Source organism: Pseudomonas sp. CFII64, assembly GCF_000416235.1.
Classification (GTDB): domain Bacteria; phylum Pseudomonadota; class Gammaproteobacteria; order Pseudomonadales; family Pseudomonadaceae; genus Aquipseudomonas.
The window spans coordinates 348011-368470 of the sequence record NZ_ATLO01000049.1; the positions used below are offsets into that span (position 1 = coordinate 348011).

At 60.1% G+C, this 20460-nt stretch carries 20 protein-coding genes; 12 read left to right on the forward strand and 8 right to left on the reverse strand.

The window, feature by feature from the left end:
- Positions 1 to 36: 36 nt before the first annotated feature.
- Entirely contained in the window at positions 37 to 390 is a 354-nt protein-coding gene (locus CFII64_RS24510; protein WP_020293558.1) for a DUF2845 domain-containing protein, read from the reverse strand.
- A gap of 92 nt (positions 391 to 482) precedes the next feature.
- Positions 483 to 1742, reverse strand: a complete 1260-nt coding sequence (locus CFII64_RS24515) for a sodium:proton antiporter (RefSeq protein WP_020293559.1) — start codon at positions 1740 to 1742, stop codon at positions 483 to 485.
- Positions 1743 to 2076: 334 nt separating this feature from the next.
- On the opposite strand from CFII64_RS24515, the gene CFII64_RS24520 reads away from it, so the two are divergent.
- Both CFII64_RS24520 and CFII64_RS24525 read left to right on the forward strand, forming a co-directional pair.
- Positions 2077 to 2832: a response regulator gene (locus CFII64_RS24520; RefSeq protein ID WP_020293560.1), complete on the forward strand. Its 756-nt coding sequence runs from the start codon at positions 2077 to 2079 to the stop codon at positions 2830 to 2832.
- Positions 2833 to 2861: 29 nt separating this feature from the next.
- Positions 2862 to 4208 carry an ATP-binding protein gene (locus CFII64_RS24525; protein ID WP_020293561.1) on the forward strand — a complete coding sequence of 449 codons (1347 nt, stop codon included), beginning with the start codon at positions 2862 to 2864 and terminating at the stop codon, positions 4206 to 4208.
- A 173-nt stretch (positions 4209 to 4381) separates the two neighbouring features.
- Here the strand turns inward: CFII64_RS24525 and CFII64_RS24530 are convergent, their stop codons facing one another.
- The gene (locus tag CFII64_RS24530; protein WP_020293562.1) at positions 4382 to 6352 is read right to left on the reverse strand and encodes a TonB-dependent receptor domain-containing protein; all 1971 of its coding nucleotides are present in this window, start codon (positions 6350 to 6352) and stop codon (positions 4382 to 4384) included.
- A 232-nt stretch (positions 6353 to 6584) separates the two neighbouring features.
- Between CFII64_RS24530 and CFII64_RS24535 the strand changes: the two genes are divergently transcribed.
- Positions 6585 to 6986 carry an MAPEG family protein gene (locus CFII64_RS24535; RefSeq protein ID WP_020293563.1) on the forward strand — a complete coding sequence of 134 codons (402 nt, stop codon included), beginning with the start codon at positions 6585 to 6587 and terminating at the stop codon, positions 6984 to 6986.
- Between the two features lie 89 nt (positions 6987 to 7075).
- Complete coding sequence (locus tag CFII64_RS24540; protein WP_044901675.1) at positions 7076 to 7525, forward strand: cytochrome c; 450 nt, start codon at positions 7076 to 7078, stop codon at positions 7523 to 7525.
- 179 nt (positions 7526 to 7704) lie between these two features.
- Here the strand turns inward: CFII64_RS24540 and CFII64_RS24545 are convergent, their stop codons facing one another.
- Both CFII64_RS24545 and ligB read right to left on the reverse strand, forming a co-directional pair.
- Positions 7705 to 8115: a DUF1090 domain-containing protein gene (locus CFII64_RS24545; RefSeq protein ID WP_020293565.1), complete on the reverse strand. Its 411-nt coding sequence runs from the start codon at positions 8113 to 8115 to the stop codon at positions 7705 to 7707.
- Positions 8116 to 8197: 82 nt separating this feature from the next.
- Entirely contained in the window at positions 8198 to 9883 is a 1686-nt protein-coding gene (gene ligB / locus CFII64_RS24550; protein WP_020293566.1) for an NAD-dependent DNA ligase LigB, read from the reverse strand.
- A 188-nt stretch (positions 9884 to 10071) separates the two neighbouring features.
- On the opposite strand from ligB, the gene CFII64_RS24555 reads away from it, so the two are divergent.
- A complete protein-coding gene (locus CFII64_RS24555; protein WP_020293567.1) occupies positions 10072 to 10692 on the forward strand; it encodes a LysE family translocator in 621 nt (206 codons plus the stop codon).
- Positions 10693 to 10804: 112 nt separating this feature from the next.
- Here the strand turns inward: CFII64_RS24555 and metK are convergent, their stop codons facing one another.
- Both metK and CFII64_RS24565 read right to left on the reverse strand, forming a co-directional pair.
- Positions 10805 to 11995, reverse strand: coding sequence for a methionine adenosyltransferase (gene metK, locus CFII64_RS24560; RefSeq protein ID WP_020293568.1), 1191 nt, complete (start codon positions 11993 to 11995; stop codon positions 10805 to 10807).
- 20 nt (positions 11996 to 12015) lie between these two features.
- Positions 12016 to 13011 carry a metalloregulator ArsR/SmtB family transcription factor gene (locus tag CFII64_RS24565; RefSeq protein WP_020293569.1) on the reverse strand — a complete coding sequence of 332 codons (996 nt, stop codon included), beginning with the start codon at positions 13009 to 13011 and terminating at the stop codon, positions 12016 to 12018.
- Positions 13012 to 13271: 260 nt separating this feature from the next.
- On the opposite strand from CFII64_RS24565, the gene tkt reads away from it, so the two are divergent.
- The 7 genes from tkt to fba all read left to right on the forward strand — a co-directional run bounded on the left by tkt (position 13272) and on the right by fba (position 19761).
- Positions 13272 to 15269, forward strand: a complete 1998-nt coding sequence (gene tkt / locus CFII64_RS24570; protein ID WP_020293571.1) for a transketolase — start codon at positions 13272 to 13274, stop codon at positions 15267 to 15269.
- Between the two features lie 155 nt (positions 15270 to 15424).
- Positions 15425 to 16474 (forward strand): erythrose-4-phosphate dehydrogenase, encoded by a 1050-nt coding sequence (gene epd / locus CFII64_RS24575; protein ID WP_020293572.1) that lies wholly within the window; start codon positions 15425 to 15427, stop codon positions 16472 to 16474.
- Between the two features lie 17 nt (positions 16475 to 16491).
- Positions 16492 to 17655, forward strand: coding sequence for a phosphoglycerate kinase (locus CFII64_RS24580; RefSeq protein ID WP_020293573.1), 1164 nt, complete (start codon positions 16492 to 16494; stop codon positions 17653 to 17655).
- A gap of 28 nt (positions 17656 to 17683) precedes the next feature.
- Positions 17684 to 17908, forward strand: a complete 225-nt coding sequence (locus tag CFII64_RS24585) for a hypothetical protein (RefSeq protein ID WP_020293574.1) — start codon at positions 17684 to 17686, stop codon at positions 17906 to 17908.
- An 88-nt stretch (positions 17909 to 17996) separates the two neighbouring features.
- Entirely contained in the window at positions 17997 to 18194 is a 198-nt protein-coding gene (locus tag CFII64_RS24590; RefSeq protein WP_020293575.1) for a hypothetical protein, read from the forward strand.
- A 54-nt stretch (positions 18195 to 18248) separates the two neighbouring features.
- Positions 18249 to 18569, forward strand: coding sequence for an MliC family protein (locus tag CFII64_RS24595; RefSeq protein WP_020293576.1), 321 nt, complete (start codon positions 18249 to 18251; stop codon positions 18567 to 18569).
- A 127-nt stretch (positions 18570 to 18696) separates the two neighbouring features.
- Positions 18697 to 19761 carry a class II fructose-bisphosphate aldolase gene (gene fba, locus CFII64_RS24600; protein ID WP_020293577.1) on the forward strand — a complete coding sequence of 355 codons (1065 nt, stop codon included), beginning with the start codon at positions 18697 to 18699 and terminating at the stop codon, positions 19759 to 19761.
- A 155-nt stretch (positions 19762 to 19916) separates the two neighbouring features.
- Here the strand turns inward: fba and CFII64_RS24605 are convergent, their stop codons facing one another.
- Complete coding sequence (locus tag CFII64_RS24605; RefSeq protein ID WP_020293578.1) at positions 19917 to 20393, reverse strand: thioesterase family protein; 477 nt, start codon at positions 20391 to 20393, stop codon at positions 19917 to 19919.
- Positions 20394 to 20460: the final 67 nt, after the last annotated feature.

The window sequence follows — 20460 nt, forward strand, 5'->3', positions numbered from 1 at the left end:
ACTGCGCCGAGCCGCGTCTGATCTAGCGGACCAGCGTTATTTCTTGCTTCTGATCTCGACGAGCTTGCCGTCGATGAAGCGTAGCTGTCGGTACATGCCGTTGTCTGGGCCGTAGGTCCAATGCTCGACAGTGACTGCGCCGCGTATGACGCGCCCGCTCTGGTCCAGCTCAGGGCTGACGATTTGGCGTTCGGCTGGCGGGCCACACTTGCGGAGTACCTCCAGTGTCAAATCCCCCTCGTCAATGAGTGCTCCGCTGCAGCGCATCGATGCGTGGGCGCTGCCAACCACAAGCGCGAGCAGCGCTGAGCAGCAGCGTAGATAACGACTCATTTTCACTGCTCGACTCCAACCGTCGCGGACAAAAGCGATCATGTCTTCGCGGGACATGGGAGCTCCTGAAAATCAAAAAAAACCGCCAGCGCGGGCTGGCGGTCGTGGCATCTTAGCCAATCGCGCAGGTCATGACAGCAATCGCAGAATCAGTGCCCGACATTCTGCTCTTGCGGCTGATCGCGGGTCACGGCCTTGACCAGTTTGCCAATCGTCAAACCCTGTAACAGGATCGACGACAGCACCACGATATACGTGATGCTCAGCAGCAGGTCGCGCTCCGGGCCCAGCGGCAAGGCCAGGGCCAGCGCCACGGAAACCCCGCCGCGCAGGCCGCCCCAGGTCAGGATGCGGATGGTGCCTTTGGGCACGCTTTTCCAGTGGCGCAACAACAGGATCGCGGGCGCCACGGTGACGAAGCGCGACAGCAGAATCGCCACCGCCAGCAGCCCGGCCGCCAGCAAGTGCGACCAGGAGAACGGCAATAGCAGCAGCTCCATGCCGATCAGGGCGAACAGCAGGGCGTTGAGCATGTCATCGAGCAATTCCCAGAAGCCGTCCATGTAGCGGCGGGTCATGTCGTTCATCGCCAGATTGCGGCCGAGGTTGCCGATGATCAACCCGGCGACCACCATCGCGATGGGGCCGGATACATGCAGCTCAGTGGACATTGCCGAACCGCCGATCACCAGCGCCAGGGTCAGCATGACTTCGATCTGGTACTGCTCGATGCTCTTGATCATCAAGTACACGGCGTAACCGATCAGGCCGCCGAACAGCACGCCGCCCACCGCTTCGTGAACGAACAGCATCGCGGTTTCGCCGACGGTCGGGGTTTCGCCCAGTTGTGCGATGCCCAGCAAAACCGTGAACACCACCACAGCGGTGCCGTCATTGAACAGCGATTCGCCGACGATGGTGGTTTTCAGCGGCTTGGACGCATTGGCGGTACGCAGCACGCCGAGCACCGCGATAGGGTCAGTCGGGGAAATCAGTGCGCCGAACAACAGGCAATACAGGAAGCTGACGTGCCAGCCGAACCAGCCAAAAATCCAGTACGCCAGCGTGCCGATCACAGTGGTGGCAATCAAGACGCCGAAGGTCGCCAGCAGGCCGATGGGCCAGCGGTAGTGTTTCAAGTCGCCAAGATTGACGTGCAGCGCGCCTGCGAACAGCAGGAACGACAGCATCCAGTTCATCAGCAGATCGCCAAAATCAATCTGGCCGATCAGCTGTTGCACGCGATCTTCCAGGCCCGGATAGCCCATGAAACTCAGGCCTTGCAGGATCAGCGAGAAGAGTAGCGCGGTGACCATGACGCCAATGGTGGGCGGCAGGCCGATAAATCGAAAGTTCACGTAGGTGAGCAGCGAGGTGAGGCAGATAAAGCCAGCAGCGAGTTCAAGCATTGGTATTCCCGTCATTACGATTCAAAGCGTGCCCGGCTGACGTTGCAAGTCAGCAGGCAAAGGTTTGATGGCCCTGCGGCGGATGCAGGCACATTGCTTTCCCGGTAAAACCCGTCAGGCATTGACCGCGTCAGGGCCGGGACGTTGCAAAAGGTGCCTTGTGCGGGAGCATCGGCTATGATCGCCGCTGTTAATGGGAATCATCCGCAGATGTGATCCGGCCTGACTCTGTGGGAGCGAGCTTGCCCGCGAAGGCAATGGTCGGGTTGTGGAATGTGGCGGATGCAATGACCTCTTCGCGAGCAAGCTCGCTCCCACAAGTCGCTGAATATCAATGTCCGATCCCACCGCAAATCCCGCGCCGCGCATCCTCATCGTCGACGACCATCGCAAGATCCGTGATCCGCTGGCGGTGTATCTGCGGCGCCACGGGTTTGATGTGCGTACGGCCGAGGATGCGGCGGGGATGTGGCAGGTGCTCAAGCAGCAGACGTTCGATGTGGTGGTGCTTGACGTGATGCTGCCCGACGGCGACGGTTTCGACCTGTGCGGCATGTTGCATCGGCGGGCCAATCTGCCGGTCATTCTGCTCACGGCGCGGGATGCGTCGGCGGACCGGGTGCGCGGGCTGGATCTGGGCGCCGACGATTACGTGACCAAACCCTTCGAGCCTCGGGAACTGGTGGCGCGGCTCAACAGCGTGCTGCGCCGCCGGGGCAGTCCCATGCGGGTCGATCAGCCGGTGATGGCCAGCGCGGCGGCGATGCAGCGCTATGATTTCGCCGGCCTGAGTTTCATTGGTGCCACCGAAACCCTGATTCGCGCCGACCGCTCCCAGGTGCGGCTCAGCACTGCCGAAAGCCGTTTGTTGCACGTGTTTCTCAAGCACCCGAATGTCACGCTGGACCGCCAGCGCTTGCTCGACTTGACCGCGCGCCCCGGCAGCGACGTGTTTGATCGCGCCATCGACCGGCAGATCAGCCGCCTGCGCCGCAAGCTTGCCGACGATCCATTGCAGCCGGAGCTGTTGCGTACCGTCTGGGGCGGCGGTTATGTCCTGGCCGCCGACGTCAGCGTGCAGCTGCCTTGAAGTGGCTGCGCCATTGCTGGCCGCGCCGCATGACCCATCAACTCGGTCTGCAATTATTGCTGGCATTGCTGGCGTCCAACGCCATCGCCATGTTGTACCTGCAACGTTCCGGGGCGCTGATCCATCCGCTGTCACGCACGCTGACCCTCGAACGGTTGGCCACCGCTTACCACATCGCCCACGAACTGAATGCCGCCGATGCGTCACGGGTTCTGGCGACCATGAATACCGACGAGGCGCGCTTCTGGATTGATCGCCAGCCGGAAGTCGACCCGTTCGAGATGCGCAGCGAAGAGCGGCGCCTGACCCACGAACTGCGCCAGCGGCTCGGACTTTCGCCCAACCTGTCGGTGGATATGCAGCTGGAACGCACCAGCGGCGGCCCGGCTCGGGAACAGGTGTTCTTCGCGGCGGGCTGGGCGCCGTTGCGCCTGCGCAGCAGCATCGAATTGCCCGACGGGCTGCGTCTGAATGCCATGCAACATCCGGCCGGTGCCTACGAATGGAGCCGACTGCTGGCGTACACCTTGCCGGTGACGACGATTCCGGTGCTGCTGATCGTGATTTTCTTCATGCGCCGCGTGGTGCAACCGGTCAAAACCCTGGCGCTGGCCACCGAACGGGTCAGTCGTGGCGAATGGATCGCGCCGCTGCCGCTGTCCGGCCCGCAGGAAGCCCGGGAACTGACCACCGCCTTCAACGTGATGCAGGAACGGATCGCCCGTCATGTGGAAGGCCGCACGCGCATGCTCGCGGCCATCAGTCACGACCTGAATACGCCGATCACCGAACTGCGCCTGCAACTGGAATTGCTCGAAGACGGCCCGGCGCGTGACGACATGCTGGATAGCCTCGACGAGCTGCGTGCCATGGTTCGTGAGACGCTGGATTTCGTACGCGGTGATGCGCTTCAGGAAGCTACCGTGCGGGTGTCGCTGAACGCCATGCTCGACGATCTGGCCCGACGCTATCAAATCCTCGGGCAGCCGGTGACATGGGCGGGCAGCGAACCGATCCGTTGTGATTGCCGACCGCTGGCGCTCAAGCGCGCGCTGACCAACCTTATCGACAACGCTTTGCGGCATGCGGGTGATGCCACGCTCAGTTTAAGTCGCGAAGAAGGCGGGATGATTCGTCTGGAAGTGCTTGATCATGGTCCGGGCATTGAACCGGCCTGGTTGAGCCAAGTGTTCGAGCCTTTTGTGCAATTAGGGAGTGGCGGCGCGGATCTCAGTCAAGGTGGCGGGCTAGGCCTGGGGTTGGCGATAGCCCGCGCGTGTATCCAGGCGCACGGTGGGGAACTGGCCCTGGAAAATCGGTCTCCCGCCGGATTGTGCGCTGTGGTGCGTCTGCCCGCAGCGCACAACCCGACGTGAGATTCCGAAGGCGTAAATCCGTGGCACACACAATTCGGTAGGAGGGGACTTGTCCCCGAAGACGCCGGTGCAAACGCTGAAGATCTTCCTCGGTAAACCCGACGCTTTCCCGGATAAGTCCGGTCCTACCGAACCATACACAATCCGGTGGGAGGGGACTTGTCCCCGAAAGGTTAAAACCGCACGGTAGTCGACGCCCACAACGTGCGGCCGTAATTGACCGTGCCGTAGGTTTCGTCGTCCAGGCGTTTGTCGGTCACGTTGTACATCGCGGCGTTGAACGAGACATTTTTGGTCAGCTCATACGAGCCGCCGAAATCCGCCGTGGTATACCCCGGTGACGCCTCGTCGTTGATGGTGTTGCCGTACTCTTCGCCGTAGTAATTCACCGATGCCCAGAGTTGGGTCTTGTCGTTCAGGGTCCAGTCGGTGCGGATGTTGGCCTTCTGCTCCGGCGTCAGCGCCAGAGGCGCGCCCGCGTTGGTACCGGTTTTCTGTTCCGAGTCGGTGTAGGTGTAATTGCCTTTGACGGCCAGGGTCGGTGTCAGGTCCCAGCGACCATTCAACTCGACGCCCTGAATCACTGCCTGATCGACATTGACCCGATCCATGATGATGTAGCCGTTCCAGCGCTCAGTGGTGGTGATGGTCGATAACTTGTCCTTGAAGTCGTTGTAGAACACCGTTGCGCCCGCCGACAGGTTATTGCGGTTGGACCACAGCGCCGACAGCTCGTAGTTGGTGCTCGACTCGGGCTTGAGGTCCGGGTTGCCGAACATCACGTACGTGTTGCGGCGCAGGTAAGCGTAATCCTCGACCACGGCGCGCAGTTCCGGGGCCTTGAAGCCACGGGCGATGCCGCCTTTGAGCGTCCAGTCATCGGTTGCGTGCCAGACGCCGTAGATGCGCGGGTTGAAATGCGTGCCGTACTCCTCGTGATGATCCATGCGCAGGCCGGTGGTCAACGAGAACGTGTCGGTCATCGCCCACTCGTTCTCGGCGAACAGTGCCTTTTGCACCACGGAGAATTCGTAGTCGATCTTGTCGCCCAGGCCCTGGTTCCAGTCGGTGATCGTGGTTTCGTTCCATTGCAGGCCGGTGGTGGTGATGTTGTGCTCGGTGGGCATCACCAGCTTGGCGTCGAAAACGGTGTTCTTCACTTCCGGCTTACGGCCCAGCACGTCAGTCTGGGCGGCGCTGGCCAGGCCTTTGCGGCTGGATTTTTCCTGGGACAGCGCGATGTCCGACGTCGCCCAGCCCCAGCGGCCTTGATGCGACAACGACCAGTGATCGCGATTGTTTTCCTGCTCGCGGGTCGCCCAGTTGGCGCTCAGGCCATCGCCATTCTTCAAGCGCGTGGCGCCCGCTTCGAGCAGGATGTCGTGATCGATGGTCGGCGTGAAAACCAGCCGCGCGGTGAGGTCTTTGTGATCGGCCTTGCTGAACCCGTTGGTGGTTTCGATATCGTCGTCGGCCTGGCGATCCAGGTAACGACCCCAGACCTGCAGGCCGAGCAGATCGGTCATGATCGGGCCGTTGAGGTAGAACTGGGTCTGGCGCGCGTTGCCCTGATCGCTGTGCTGGCGCGCGGAATAATCGTAAGTGACCGAACCGCCCCACTGCGGCGAGACTTTGCGGGTAATCACGTTGATCACGCCGCCAATGGCATCGGAACCGTACAGCGACGACATCGGGCCGCGTACCACCTCGATACGCTCGATGGCCTCGGCGGGCGGAATGAAGCTTTGTTCATAACCCGAGTTGCCATTGACTCGCGATTCCCGGGCGCTCTGGCGTTTGCCGTCGACCAGGATCAGCGTGTAGTCGGCGGGCATGCCGCGAATGGAAATGTCTGTCTCATTGGCGCCGCCATTGACCGTGACGCCTTCGACGTCACGCAATGCGTCGGTCAGGTCGCGGAACGAGCGTTTACGTAGCTCATCGCCGGTAATGATGGTGACGGAAGCGGGGGCATCTTCCACGTTCTGCTCATAGCCGGAGGCCGTGACGGTCACTTCTTCAAGCAGGGTGACCGCAGCGGCTGCGCTGTCCTGAGCCTGAACGCTCGCGCTTTGGGCAATCAGGCAGGCCAGCGCGAGCTTCGTCATGGCGACTGCGGGCCGCAACCGAAATAGAGAATGCATGGAACTTCCTTACGATTCGGGGTTAAACGCGAATCGTAGGGATTCTCATTGGTGAAGGTTGGACAAGGTGTGACAGGTTTCAAGGCTAGGCGCATTGTCTGGCGAAAGCCTGTCGGAGCCTGCGGCATGGATGAGCTATCTTGAAGAACCTTTCTGTCCGCCCCGGCTCTTAGCTTGTGGGCGGCTCTTGCCCGGCATGCTTCTGATGAAGCTCAAACTCTAAGGATTTGTTATGACGGTTGCTTTCTGGTGTGTGTTGATCGCGATTTTCCTGCCAGTGGTGTGTGCAGGTATCGCCAAGTTTTCCAGTGGCAAGTTCAACGGCAAGCACAATCACAATCCGCGTAATTTCCTGAATAACCTTGAAGGACTGCCCGCTCGTGCTCATGCGGCGCAGCTCAACAGTTTCGAGGCGCTGCCGGGTTTCATCGCTGCAGTGGTCATTGCGCACATTGCGGGCAACGCCCAATTGGTGACCATCGATGTGGTCGCGGTGCTGTTCATCACCAGTCGCCTGCTCTACATCATTTTCTACCTGGCTGACTGGCCTGCCTTGCGCTCGCTGGCCTGGCTCATTGGCATGGGCCTGATCGTCGGGCTATTCGTGGCTTCGGCGACGCCAATGCCGGCTTAAGCTGGCGCCGTCACTGCGGCAATACAGCGCTTGGTCTTTGCCGGATGGCCGAGGATACTGGCCGCCGTTTCTCTCGGCCTGTGTTGATCATGACTTTGAAAAGACTGTGCGTTGTAGTGCTGGCCTGCGCGACCTTGAGCGCCTGCGGTGGTGTGGACCCGAATTCACCCTTGGGTCAGCGCAAGGCGATCTTCAAGCAGATGCTCAAGACCAGTGAAGACCTGGGCGGCATGTTGCGGGGTCGCGTGGCGTTTGACGGGCAGCGCTTCAGCGAGGGAGCGGTCAAGCTCGATAGCTTGTCCCACGAACCCTGGAAACATTTCCCACAAGTCAAAGAAGAAGATCACACCAGCGCCAAGGATGATGTCTGGCAGAAACAGGCACGTTTTCAGGAGCTGGCCCGCTCGCTGGAATCAGCCACCGGCGCACTGGTGATCGCCAGCAATGAACGACCGTTCAAGTCCAGCAACCTGACGCCTGCGATGAGCAAGGTGGAAGGCGCTTGCGAGGCTTGTCATAAAGAGTTTCGTGACCATTGATATAAACCTGACCCCGTAGGAGGGGACTTGTCCCTGAATAGGCCGATGCAAGCGCTGAAGATTTCCTCTGCAGGCCCGACGCCTTCCCGGACAAGTCCGGTCCTGCCGGGCCAAATTGGCGCCTTCGCGACTAAAGTCGCTCCTGCGGCCGATTCGCGGGCAGTTGGAACGCTCCCGCCTCAATCCTCCGGCTGCACCGTCTCCAGCTCGGTCTGGGCGTCTTGCAGTTCCTTGCGGGACTCGGCGAGTTTGTCTTTGCGTTTGTTGATCTTCTCCGGATCGCCCTTGGTCATGGCCTTGTTCAGGTCGGCCTGACGACGACTGACTTCGCGCTTGGCATCCAGCACTTTCTGTTCTTGCTGCTTGACCAGCGTGGCCTCGCTGCAGTTGGCGTTCACTTCGCTCAGGGCTTTTTCCAGTCCAGCCTGCTGCTCTTTGTTGCCGTCGGCCTTGGCCTCTTCGAGTCTGGTGCTGATTTCCTGACTTTTGGCCACACATCCAGAGGCTTGCGGCGGCAGTTCAGCGGCAAAAACCGGCGTGGCGAACAGACCGATCAACGCCAGCAGGGCCCGGGGGGAAAAAAATGTCATATGAACTCCTTTTGAAAAAATAATGGCGCCGGGAGTGACGATAAAATTCCCGGCGCTGCAGTAACCACTTGGATCAGTAAATCTAAAAGCCTTCGACGCCATAGGCCCGGAGCTGTTCGCTCAGCGCCAGCACCTCTGGATGCTGAAAAAATGCCACCAGTTGCTGCGCGCGTCCCGGACCTATGCCTGGCTCCGCTTGCCAGCGCTCAGCGCTGCGCGTCGCCAGCGCCTGCCAGTCAGGCCCTAATTGCGCGCTACCGGCGGGCGGCAGACCAATGGCTGTGAGCCATGTTGCGAACGGTCTTTGCTTCGCGCTGCGCAAACTGTCGAGCAGTTTAGCGCTGCTGCGCTCACCGAGGCCGGGAATGTTAACAAGCTGATCACGATCCAGGGCCATCCAGTCGATCAGGCTGTTGATCCGACCGGCATTTACCAGCTTGTCCCAGCTGCCGGGACCGACGCCATTCAGCGCCAGGCCTTTTTTGCCGCTGAGCCAGACCAACCGAGCCCGGAACTGGCTTTCGCAGCCTGAAGTGGGCTGAAAGCAACTGAGGCCGTGAAACGCCTTGGGATCGGGAATTTCCAGATCAGCACGTTCCAGATTGCGCGAGACGACGCTGTCCAGGCGTGGAATGGTCAGGCCGGCAAGGCTCACCGCGATCTGATCACCGGGATGAATATCCAGCTCCTGCCAACGTTGCAGGGAACCGACGCTGACCCGGCTTATCTTTCGATCGTCCAGCTGCACTGGCTTCAACTCCAGCACCGGGGTGATTCGACCGCTGCGACCAATGTTGAAATTGACCTTGCGCACCTCAGCCAGCACCTGGGCATAAGGATATTTCCATGCCGCGATCCAGTACGGAGCCTTGGCCTGCCAGCGCTGAGCTGGCGGCCGTTCACCCTGGCGGATGACCACGCCGTCGGTGGCGAACGGCAGCGGTTGGCGATACCAGTGATCGCGCCATTGTTGCGCCTGAGCGAAGTTCGCCAGCGGCTCGCTGTAATGCGCGCTGGACTCGAACCCCAACGCTTTGAGGCCGGCCATGCGCTCGGTCATGCCTGCCGGGCCATCTGGCCAGTCCCAGACGAACAGGCCAATCGACCCGGCTTCTTCGGCGCTGACGACATTGCGCGCCAGCAGCCCGGCGACTTTGCTGCGGGCGTTGAGGCTGCCTTGTGTCGCCTGCACATGATTCTCCAGTCGCCAATACAACTCGCCCTGCAACACCAGGGTTTCTTCCCACGGCAAATGTTCCGGAATCGCTGCAATGAGTCGCCCATGAGCCGTCCAGTCCTGGCCGCTAACGCCATCGCCGCGACTGATCACCCGGGCCAGTGCGCCTCGCTCATACACCAGGGTCACCGCCACGCCGTCGACTTTCGGCTGAATCCACAGATCGCCGCGCCCGTTGAGCCAGGCACGCACGGCGTTTTCGTCCGCCAGCTTATTCAGGCCGGTGTGCGGTATTGGATGGAGGATCGGGCCGCCGGCGGTTTTGAGCGGGTTGTCGTTGACCGGCGCCGGTTGCGCAAAACAGGTCCGCAGGAAGTCCAGCCGCTGACGGGATTGGTCGTACAGCTCGTCCTTGATCAGCGCAACGCCCTGGCGATGGTAACTGTCGTCCCATTGCGCAATCTGGCCTTGCAACTCAGTGATCTCGCTGCGCGTCTTGGCGGGCGTCCAGTCGGGGCATTTGACGGCTTGAGCGTTGCTGGCGAACAGGGCAAAAACCACGCACGTGGAGGCACGCAGGAAAGGCAGCATCGAAGCATCCTTGCTTGAAGAGGTAACTGACAGGCTAGCTGCTGCGCTTGAAGGCTGGCGGGTGGCGTAGTTACCGGGTTTTTCCGCCAGTACAGTTCGCCGGGTTTTGCTCGGCGACTGTGTCTTTGAAGCTTGACGAGGGGCATGCAAGATTGCCCTTCAATAGCCACGCGCTCAGGGGATCAATCATGGATATTTCGACCTTGGCGGTTTTCGTCCCGGCCTGTTTCGCGCTGAACATGGCGCCCGGTCCGAACAACCTGCTGTCCATCAGCAACGCCACCCGCTACGGTTTTGCCAAGTCGTGCCTGGGCGGGCTGGGACGCCTGGTGGCGTTCGCGATCATGATTGCGCTGGCGGCGGTGGGGCTTACCGCAGTGCTGCACACGTCTGAATGGTTGTTTCATGCGATCAAGATTGTCGGTGCGGCCTACCTGTTTTATCTCGCCATCCAGCTATGGCGAGCCCGCGCAGACGAGGCCGGCGAATCGGGGGTGCCCGCCAAAGGCACGGGCAGCCTTGCGCGTCAGGAGTTTCTGGTGGCCATCGGCAATCCCAAGGCGATCCTGCTGTTTACCGCTTTCCTGCCGCAATTCATCGATCAGACAGGCGTGGTAACCGATCAATTCGCCGTGTTGGGCGGGCTGTTCCTCGCCATGGAATGCATCGCCATCGCGCTTTACGCGTGCATGGGCATTCATGCCCGACGCCTGTTCGCCCGGCCGAGCGGCAAAAGGTTGTTCAACCGGATCTGCGCCGGTTTGCTGGCCAGCGCAGCTTCAGTGTTGTTAGTGGCGAGAAGGGCGTAAGGACGCCAGGAACATGCGTTGCCTTGGTGGAAGAGGATGGGGCACGCAAACAAAAAAGCCCCTGACGACACAGTCGCCAAGGGCTTTTCTTACGCCTGAAGCTTAAGGCGTATTACAGACCGGCAGCGGCGCGCAGGGCGTCGGCGCGGTCGGTTTTTTCCCAGGTGAAGGCGGTGAAGGTGTCATCGCCCACTGTCATTTCAACCGGGGTGCGACCGAAGTGGCCGTAGGCCGCAGTGGCCTGGTACATCGGGTGCAGCAGGTCGAGCATGGTGGTGATCGCGTATGGACGCAGGTCGAAGTTGTCGCGAACCAGCTTGATGATCTTGTCATCGGACAGCTTGCCGGTGCCGAAGGTGTTCAACGAAATCGAAGTCGGTTGCGCGACGCCGATTGCGTAGGAAACCTGGATCTCGCAACGCTCGGCCAGGCCGGCAGCGACGATGTTCTTGGCAACGTAACGACCGGCGTAAGCCGCCGAACGGTCAACCTTGGATGGGTCCTTGCCGGAGAACGCGCCGCCGCCGTGACGAGCCATGCCGCCGTAGGTGTCGACGATGATCTTGCGACCGGTCAGGCCGCAGTCGCCAACCGGGCCACCGATGATGAAGTTGCCGGTCGGGTTGATGTGGAACTGGGTGTCTTTGTGCAGCAGTTCAGCTGGCAGTACGTGCTTGACGATCAGTTCCATCACGCCTTCGCGCAGATCTTTGTAGGACACTTCCGGGTTGTGCTGGGTCGACAGAACGATGGCGTCGATGCCGACAACCTTGCCGTTTTCGTAACGGCAAGTGACCTGGGATTTAGCGTCCGGACGCAACCACGGCAGCAGGCCGGATTTACGGGCTTCAGCCTGGCGATGCACCAGTTGGTGTGCGAACGTGATCGGTGCAGGCATCAGCACGTCGGTTTCGTTGCTGGCATAGCCGAACATCAGGCCCTGGTCTCCAGCGCCCTGATCTTCAGGCTTGCTGCGGTCAACGCCCTGGGCGATGTCCACGGACTGCTTGCCGATGATGTTCATCACGCCGCAGGTCGCGCCGTCGAAGCCGACGTCGGAGCTGTTGTAGCCGATGTCGAGAATGACTTTACGAACGATGTCTTCCAGATCGACCCAAGCCGATGTGGACACTTCGCCAGCAATGATCGCCACGCCGGTCTTGACCAGCGTTTCGCACGCTACACGGGCGAATTTGTCTTCAGCGATGATGGCGTCCAGAACCGCGTCGGAAATCTGGTCGGCGATTTTGTCTGGATGCCCTTCGGACACGGACTCGGAGGTGAAAAGGGAGTATTCGCTCATCTCTACGGGTTTCCTGAATTTTACCGATGGTGAGTGTTGCCAGCCGGTCGCTGAAAGTGGCGAACCTGGATCTGGAAACCATTACGTAAGCCTACATAAAGGCTTTCCCCGGGAACTAGCCCCGCAGCGATGGCCCAACGGGCCAGATCATCCTGTTCAAAACCCAACCAGAGATCGCCACAGGCTTCCTTTGCCCAGCTCTGGTCGTGGCTACATAACTCTGTCACCAACAGGCTACCGCCTGGTTGCACCAGGTTGGCCAGTTGTTTGAGTGCTTCGGCCGGTGCGGCGAAGTGGTGAAGCACCATGTTCAAGACCACGCAATCGGCGCACACGTTGGCGGCACCCAATGCATCGGCCAGTTTCAGCTCGACGTTAGCCAGCTGCTCACGCGTACAGACCTGACGGGCCAGTTCGAGCATTGCCGGGCTGTTGTCCAGCGCCGTCACATGCTTGAAGCGGCGCGCCAGTTCCGGCAGAAAACCGCCATCGCCGGGGCCGACTTCCAGTGCCGTGGCCTCAGGCCCGAAGCTCAGTTTGTCGAGCAGCGACAGCAAGCTGTCACGGTACTGCGCCAGACTGGCGATCAAATCCTGCTGGGCGCGAAATTTCTCGGCGGTGCGTGCGAAAAAATCCTGGCTGGCGCTGGCCCGTTGCCGATGCACCAATCCGATTCGGGCTTGCACATCGTCCGGCAGCACCAGCGAGTCCACTTCATCGAGCAATGCCGCGTGCAAGCGGCCGCCGGTTTGCCCGGTGTGGGGCAGCGCGCGACGATAGAAAATCGCATTGCCTTCGCGACGAGTCGCTACCAGATCCGCCTGGGCCAGCACCTTGAGGTGATGACTCATGCCGGATTGGCCGATGGCGAAAATCTGCGCCAGCTCCAGCACGCCGAACGAATCGTTGGCCAGGGCACGCAAGACATTCAGCCGCAGTGGATCGCCGCCGGCCTTGCACAAGGCAGAAAGGTCGTCGCAATCGTCGTGGCGAATGGCAGGTACACGAAGGTTCATAGGGCTGGCAGTCTAGTTAGCGACCTCGGTTGTCGCAAGAGCAATATCAAAAAGTTTTGATATTGGGTGATGGGTGGCAGTTCTCAGGCGTCATGATTCCGCGATTGGCACTAGCACAAAGCCATAGATGAACAAATAACGAACAGCCAGCAGGAAAAACCACCACAAGCCGTTATCTTCCATTGCCCCCAGCCAGTGCCTGAGGGAAAATGCTCGCCTTTTTCAGATCCATTCTTTTCCCAGTTCCCAGGAGATCAGCGATGCCCAGCCGTCGTGAGCGTGCCAACGCCATTCGTGCACTCAGCATGGATGCCGTGCAAAAAGCCAACAGCGGCCATCCCGGTGCCCCTATGGGCATGGCGGATATCGCCGAAGTACTTTGGCGCGACTATCTGAAACACAACCCTGCCAATCCGGCATTCGCCGACCGCGACCGCTTCATCATGTCCAACGGTCATGGCTCGATGCTGGTTTACTCGTTGTTGCACCTGACCGGCTACGACCTGTCCATCGACGACCTGAAAAACTTCCGCCAGCTGCACAGCCGCACGCCGGGTCACCCGGAATACGGCTACACCCCTGGCGTCGAGACCACTACCGGCCCACTGGGCCAAGGCCTGGCCAACGCTGTTGGTTTTGCCATCGCCGAAAAAACCCTGGCGGCGCAGTTCAACCGTCCCGGTCACAACATCGTCGATCACCACACCTACGTTTTCCTGGGTGATGGCTGCATGATGGAAGGCATTTCCCATGAAGTCGGCTCTTTGGCCGGCACGTTGAACCTCAACAAGCTGATCGCCTTCTACGACGATAACGGCATCTCCATCGATGGCGAAGTCGAAGGCTGGTTCACCGATGACACCCCTAAGCGCTTCGAAGCTTACGGCTGGCTGGTGATCCGCAATGTCGACGGCCATGACGCCGACGAAATCAAGACCGCCATCGACACCGCGCGCAAGAGCGACCAGCCGACGCTGATCTGCTGCAAGACCACCATCGGTTTCGGTTCGCCGAACAAGCAAGGCAAGGAAGAATCCCACGGCGCGCCACTGGGTGCCGACGAAATCGCCTTGACCCGCGCCGCCCTGAAATGGACCCACGGTCCGTTTGAAATCCCGGCTGACATCTATGCCGAGTGGAACGCGAAAGAAAAAGGCCTGGCGGTTGAAGCCGAGTGGGATCAGCGTTTTGCTGCCTACTCTGCCGAACACCCGGAGCTGGCCAACGAGCTGATCCGGCGCATGAGCGGCGAGTTGCCAGCTGACTTCGCCGAGAAATCCGCAGCTTATGTGGCTGAAGTCAACGCCAAGGGCGAAACCATCGCCAGCCGCAAAGCCAGTCAGAACGCCTTGAGCGCTTTCGGCCCGCTGCTGCCGGAAATCCTCGGCGGTTCGGCTGACCTGGCCGGTTCCAACCTGACCATCTGGAAAGGCTGCAAGAGCATCACCGGCGAAGACGCCAGCGGCAACTACCTGCATTACGGTGTGCGTGAGTTCGGCATGGGCGCCATGATGAACGGCATCGCCCTGCACGGCGGCTTCGTGCCTTACGGCGCGACCTTCCTGATCTTCATGGAATACGCCCGTAATGCGGTGCGCATGTCCTCGCTGATGAAGAAGCGTGTGATCTACGTGTTCACCCACGACTCCATCGGTCTGGGCGAAGACGGCCCGACGCACCAGCCAATCGAGCAACTGACCAGCCTGCGCACCACGCCGAACCTTGATACCTGGCGTCCAGCGGATGCGGTGGAATCGGCGATTGCCTGGAAATACGCCCTTGAGCGTAACGACGGCCCATCGGCGCTGATCTTCTCCCGGCAGAACCTGACTCACCAGTCCCGCGACGCAACCCAACTGGCAGATGTTGCCCGTGGCGGTTATGTGCTGCGCGATTGCGTCGGCGAGCCTGAGCTGATCCTGATCGCTACCGGTTCGGAAGTCGGCCTGGCTGTGCAGGCGTTCGACGCCCTCAGCGCGCAAGGTCGCAACGTGCGCGTGGTTTCCATGCCATGCACCAGCGTGTTCGATGCCCAGGACGCGATGTACAAGCAGACCGTCCTGCCGTTGCAGGTCAGCGCGCGTATCGCCATCGAAGCTGCCCATGCGGACTTCTGGTACAAGTACGTCGGTCTGGAAGGTCGCGTCATCGGCATGACTACCTTCGGCGAGTCGGCCCCTGCGCCGGCCTTGTTCGAAGAGTTCGGCTTCACTCTGGAAAACATCCTGAGTACGGCTGAAGAGTTGCTGGAAGACTGATAGCGATTCAGCCTGCAGGAGCTCTGTTGGAGCGAGGTTTGCCCGCGAAGGTATTTACACGGTTTGTCTGACAGACCGTGTTGCCTTGATTCGCGGGCAAACCTCGCTTCAACAGTTGATTCCTGCGGGATTGGTGACTTGCCCACGAGAACCCCATGCCCCAACACCGCCCTTACAAAGTTGCACTCAACGGCTACGGCCGTATCGGTCGTTGCGTCGTTCGCGCGCTTTGCGAGCGGGGGGCGAAGGCCGGGTTCGAAGTGGTTGCCATCAACGATCTGGCCGACATGGCCAGTCTCGAATACCTCACGCGCTTTGACTCCACACATGGCCGGTTCCCCGGCGAAGTGCGGGTCGAAGGGCAATACCTGCACATCAATGATCACAAGATCAAGGTGCTGCGCAGCGCAACCCCCGAAGGCATTGACTGGGCCGCGCTGGATATCGATCTGGTGCTGGAGTGTTCCGGGGTCTACAACACCCGCGAAGACGGTCAGCGCTTTCTCGATGCCGGCGCGCCGCGCGTGCTGTTTTCCCAGCCCATGGCCAGTGAAGCCGATGTCGACGCCACCATCGTGTTCGGCATCAATCAGCAGAATCTGACCGGCAATGAGCTGCTGGTCTCGGCGGCGTCCTGCACCACCAATTGCAGCGTGCCGTTGCTGCGTTTGCTGGATCAGGCCATCGGTCTGGAATACGTGACCATCACCACGATCCACTCGGCGATGAACGACCAGCCGGTGATTGACGCCTATCATCATGAAGACCTGCGCCGCACGCGCTCGGCGTTTCAGTCGATCATTCCGGTGTCCACTGGTCTGGCGCGAGGCATCGAGCGGCTGCTTCCGGAACTTGCCGGCCGAATTCAGGCCAAAGCAGTGCGTGTGCCGACCGTCAATGTGTCGTGCCTGGATATCACGCTGCAAAGCGCGCGCGATACCGACGCCGTTGAAATCAACCGCATTCTTCGCGAGGCCGCCACAGGCGGACCGCTGAAAGGGTTGCTGGCCTACACCGAACTGCCGCACGCCAGTTGCGATTTCAACCATGACCCTCATTCGGCCATCGTCGATGCGAGTCAGACCCGCGTATCCGGCCCACGGCTGGTCAATCTGCTGGCCTGGTTCGACAACGAATGGGGTTTTGCCAATCGAATGCTTGACGTCGCTGATCATTTTTTGCGCGTCGCAGACCAACAACAGTAAAAAACAGGGATTCACTCATGACCGTGTTGAAGATGACCGACCTCGACCTGCAAGGTAAGCGCGTGTTGATCCGCGAAGACCTCAACGTCCCGATCAAGGACGGCACAGTCAGCAGTGATGCACGTATTCTCGCCTCGTTGCCGACCATCAAGCTGGCGCTGGAAAAAGGCGCGGCCGTGATGGTGTGTTCGCACCTGGGGCGTCCGACCGAAGGCGAATTCTCCGCTGAAAACAGCCTCAAGCCCGTTGCCGAATACCTGAGCAAGGCCCTGGGCCGCGACGTGCCGCTGGTGGCTGATTACCTGGACGGCGTTGACGTCAAGCCTGGCGACATCGTGCTGTTCGAGAACGTGCGCTTCAACAAGGGCGAGAAAAAGAACGCTGACGAGCTGGCGCAGAAATACGCGGCTTTGTGCGACGTGTTCGTGATGGACGCTTTCGGCACTGCGCACCGCGCCGAAGGTTCGACCCACGGCGTGGCCAAGTTTGCCAAGATCGCTGCGGCAGGCCCGCTGCTGGCTGCCGAGCTGGATGCACTGGGCAAAGCCCTCGGCGCTCCGGCCCAGCCAATGGCCGCCATCGTTGCCGGCTCCAAGGTTTCCACCAAGCTCGACGTACTCAACAGCCTGAGCGCCATCTGCAATCAGCTGATCGTCGGCGGCGGCATCGCCAATACGTTCCTCGCTGCAGCCGGTCACAACGTCGGCAAGTCGCTGTACGAACCTGATCTGCTGGACACCGCCCGGGAAATCGCCGCCAAGGTCAGCGTGCCGTTGCCGGTGGACGTCGTGGTTGCCAAGCAATTTGCCGAAAGCGCCGCCGCGACCGTCAAGCTGGTCGGCGACGTTGCCGATGACGACATGATTCTGGACATCGGCCCGCAAACTGCAGCGCACTTCGCCGAACTACTGAAATCTTCCAAGACTATTCTGTGGAACGGTCCGGTTGGCGTGTTCGAGTTCGACCAGTTTGGCGAAGGCACCAAGACGTTGGCCAAGGCTATCGCAGAAAGCTCGGCGTTCTCCATCGCGGGCGGCGGCGACACCCTGGCGGCAATCGACAAATATGGCATAGCCGATCAAATCTCCTACATTTCAACCGGTGGCGGTGCGTTTCTGGAGTTTGTCGAAGGCAAAGTCCTGCCAGCCGTGGAAATACTGGAACAACGCGCCAAGGCCTGAGAACCGGCTTTGGACAAAGGGAATTCACATGCTTAAGCCGTTACCGCTGTTGATTGTCGCGGGTTTGCTCAGCGGATGCGCCAGCGAGCCGGAAGCCGGCGAGGTGGATCGCGCGCCTGATGTGCTGCAAGTCAGCTGCTATCAGGCTCCGTGGCAGGCTGAAACCGTGCCGGTCCTCTACAAAAGGGGCGGCGAGGCGGCGCTGGATAAATACGAATTCATGCCGACCCTCGGGCCGGTGGGCTGTCGTTAAAAGCCCTTCAGGCAATTGCTTTGGCAACAATCGGGTACAAAAGTGGTCATTAACAGGTGGATAACTTTTCTGAATAAGGAACTTCACCATGAAAATCTCCGCTCTGGCCCTGATCAGTTGTGTGGTATTGGCCGGTTGCAGCGGCTCTGGAGCCCACTCCAAAGCCTGTGAAGTATTTACTCCGGCGGCCGTGAATGTGCCGACGACCCAGAACGAACAACGGGTCGAAGCGCAGGCAACGGGTGAGCCGGCCGATGATCGGAATCAGGAACAGAACTGCCCCTGATAGAAGGAAGCAACTGGCATCTGCCGTGCTTCATGGGGCAGGCCAGGAGAAGTAATGAAAGGCGTGATTGCTCTTGCGACACTTGCAGTGCTTGGTGGTTGCGCCAGCATGAAGGCACCGGAACAAGGCGACACCTGGACGCATTGGGTGTGTGACAGCAAAGCCCAGGTTCACTGGCGTTTTGTGGGTCAGGCCAGGGCCGAGGTTGATGTCCGGCTCAACGAGAGTGATCAGGTTTTCCGGCTCAAGGCTGAGCCGGGTACGCCGTCGCTGTACAGCAACGGCGTGCTGGCCTTCAACGACAAGGGTGACGAAGGCCTGGTTTACTGGGAAGCCACCAATGATTTGATCGGTCGCGGCTGCAAGGCCCGATAAACACCGGATTACACCTGCGCCGATGATCGAGCGCGCGACCCTTCGGGTCGATGCTCAGAACTTGAACAGCAGCCGCCGCTACGGCAGGCTTGCACGATTAACGACCCTACCGGGAGAGACATATACAATGGCACTTATCAGCATGCGCCAGATGTTGGACCACGCAGCCGAATTCGGTTACGGCGTTCCAGCTTTCAACGTCAACAACCTGGAACAAATGCGCGCCATTATGGAAGCGGCCGACAAGACCGATTCCCCGGTGATCGTTCAGGCTTCGGCCGGCGCTCGCAAATATGCCGGCGCCCCGTTCCTGCGTCACCTGATCCTCGCTGCGGTTGAAGAATTCCCGCACATCCCGGTGGTCATGCACCAGGATCACGGCACCAGCCCTGATATCTGCCAGCGCTCGATCCAGCTGGGCTTCAGCTCGGTGATGATGGACGGTTCGCTGGGTGTGGACGGCAAGACGCCAACCACCTATGAATACAACGTTGAAGTGACGCGTCGGGTTGTAGCCTTCGCTCACGCTTGCGGTGTTTCGGTTGAGGGTGAGCTGGGTGTTCTGGGCTCGCTGGAAACCGGCATGGCTGGCGAAGAAGACGGCGTTGGCGCTGAAGGCATGCTCGATCACAGCCAGATGCTGACCGATCCGGAAGAAGCCGCCGACTTCGTGAAAAAGACGCAGGTCGATGCCCTGGCCATCGCCATCGGCACCAGCCACGGCGCGTACAAGTTCACCAAGCCGCCTACCGGCGACATCCTGGCGATTGATCGCATCAAGGAAATCCACAAGCGCATCCCGAACACGCACCTGGTCATGCACGGTTCGTCTTCGGTGCCGCAAGAGTGGCTGAAAATCATCAATGAGTTCGGCGGTGACATCAAGGAAACCTACGGCGTACCGGTTGAAGAAATCGTCGAAGGCATCAAGCACGGCGTGCGCAAGATCAACATCGACACCGACCTGCGTCTGGCGTCCACTGGCGCAATCCGCGAGTTCATGGCGAAAAACCCAAGCGAATTCGATCCGCGTAAATACCTGGCCAAGACCGTAACGGCCATGCGTGACGTGTGTATCGCTCGCTACGAAGCATTCGGCACCGCCGGCAATGCATCGAAGATCAAACCAGTTTCTCTGGACGTGATGTTCGAGCGTTACGCCCGAGGCGAGCTGGATGCCAAGATCAACTGAGTCCGGTTGATCCAGTAATGCAAAAGCCCGCAGCGATGCGGGCTTTTTTGTGGGTGATCACAGCATTCCCCGTAGGACCGGCTTTAGCCGGGAGAGCTTTTCTTTGGCTACATAAATGCAGTGGCTATACGAGACCCTCCCGGCTAAAGCCGGTCCTACGGTTCACGGATGCCAATTACCCGCCCCACATACCTCGGCGCAGGCAAGTCTTTCTGGTCCTGCACTATCCCCAGCAGTTTATTCAACACCGCATCATCGAACGGCGCGGAGCGTGGCCCGGCTGCCAGGTCCACATGCAGCAGCATTTGCTCACTGGCCGCCAGCGGTTCGTCGATATCGACCTTGTGCAGGCTGTGGTAGAGATGCACGCGCTTGCGATCATGGGCGACGATTTGCGTGCGAACCTCGACCAGCTCGCGCAATTTCACCTCGTTCAGGTAATTGATATGCGCTTCCAGGGTGAACAGCGAATGGCCGCTGGCGTCGCGGTTATCACTGGTCAGGCCGATTCGGTCCATGAAGGCGTCCGTGGCGTAGCTGAAAATCAACATGTAAAAGGCATCGCGTAGATGCCCGTTGTAGTCGACCCAATCGGCGAGGATCGGGGTTTTGTAGGTGATGAGGTTGGGCATGTTCAACTCTTCAAATTGTTGGAGCGAGGCTTGCCCGCGAATTCAGCGGCACGTTAAATCAGGCACA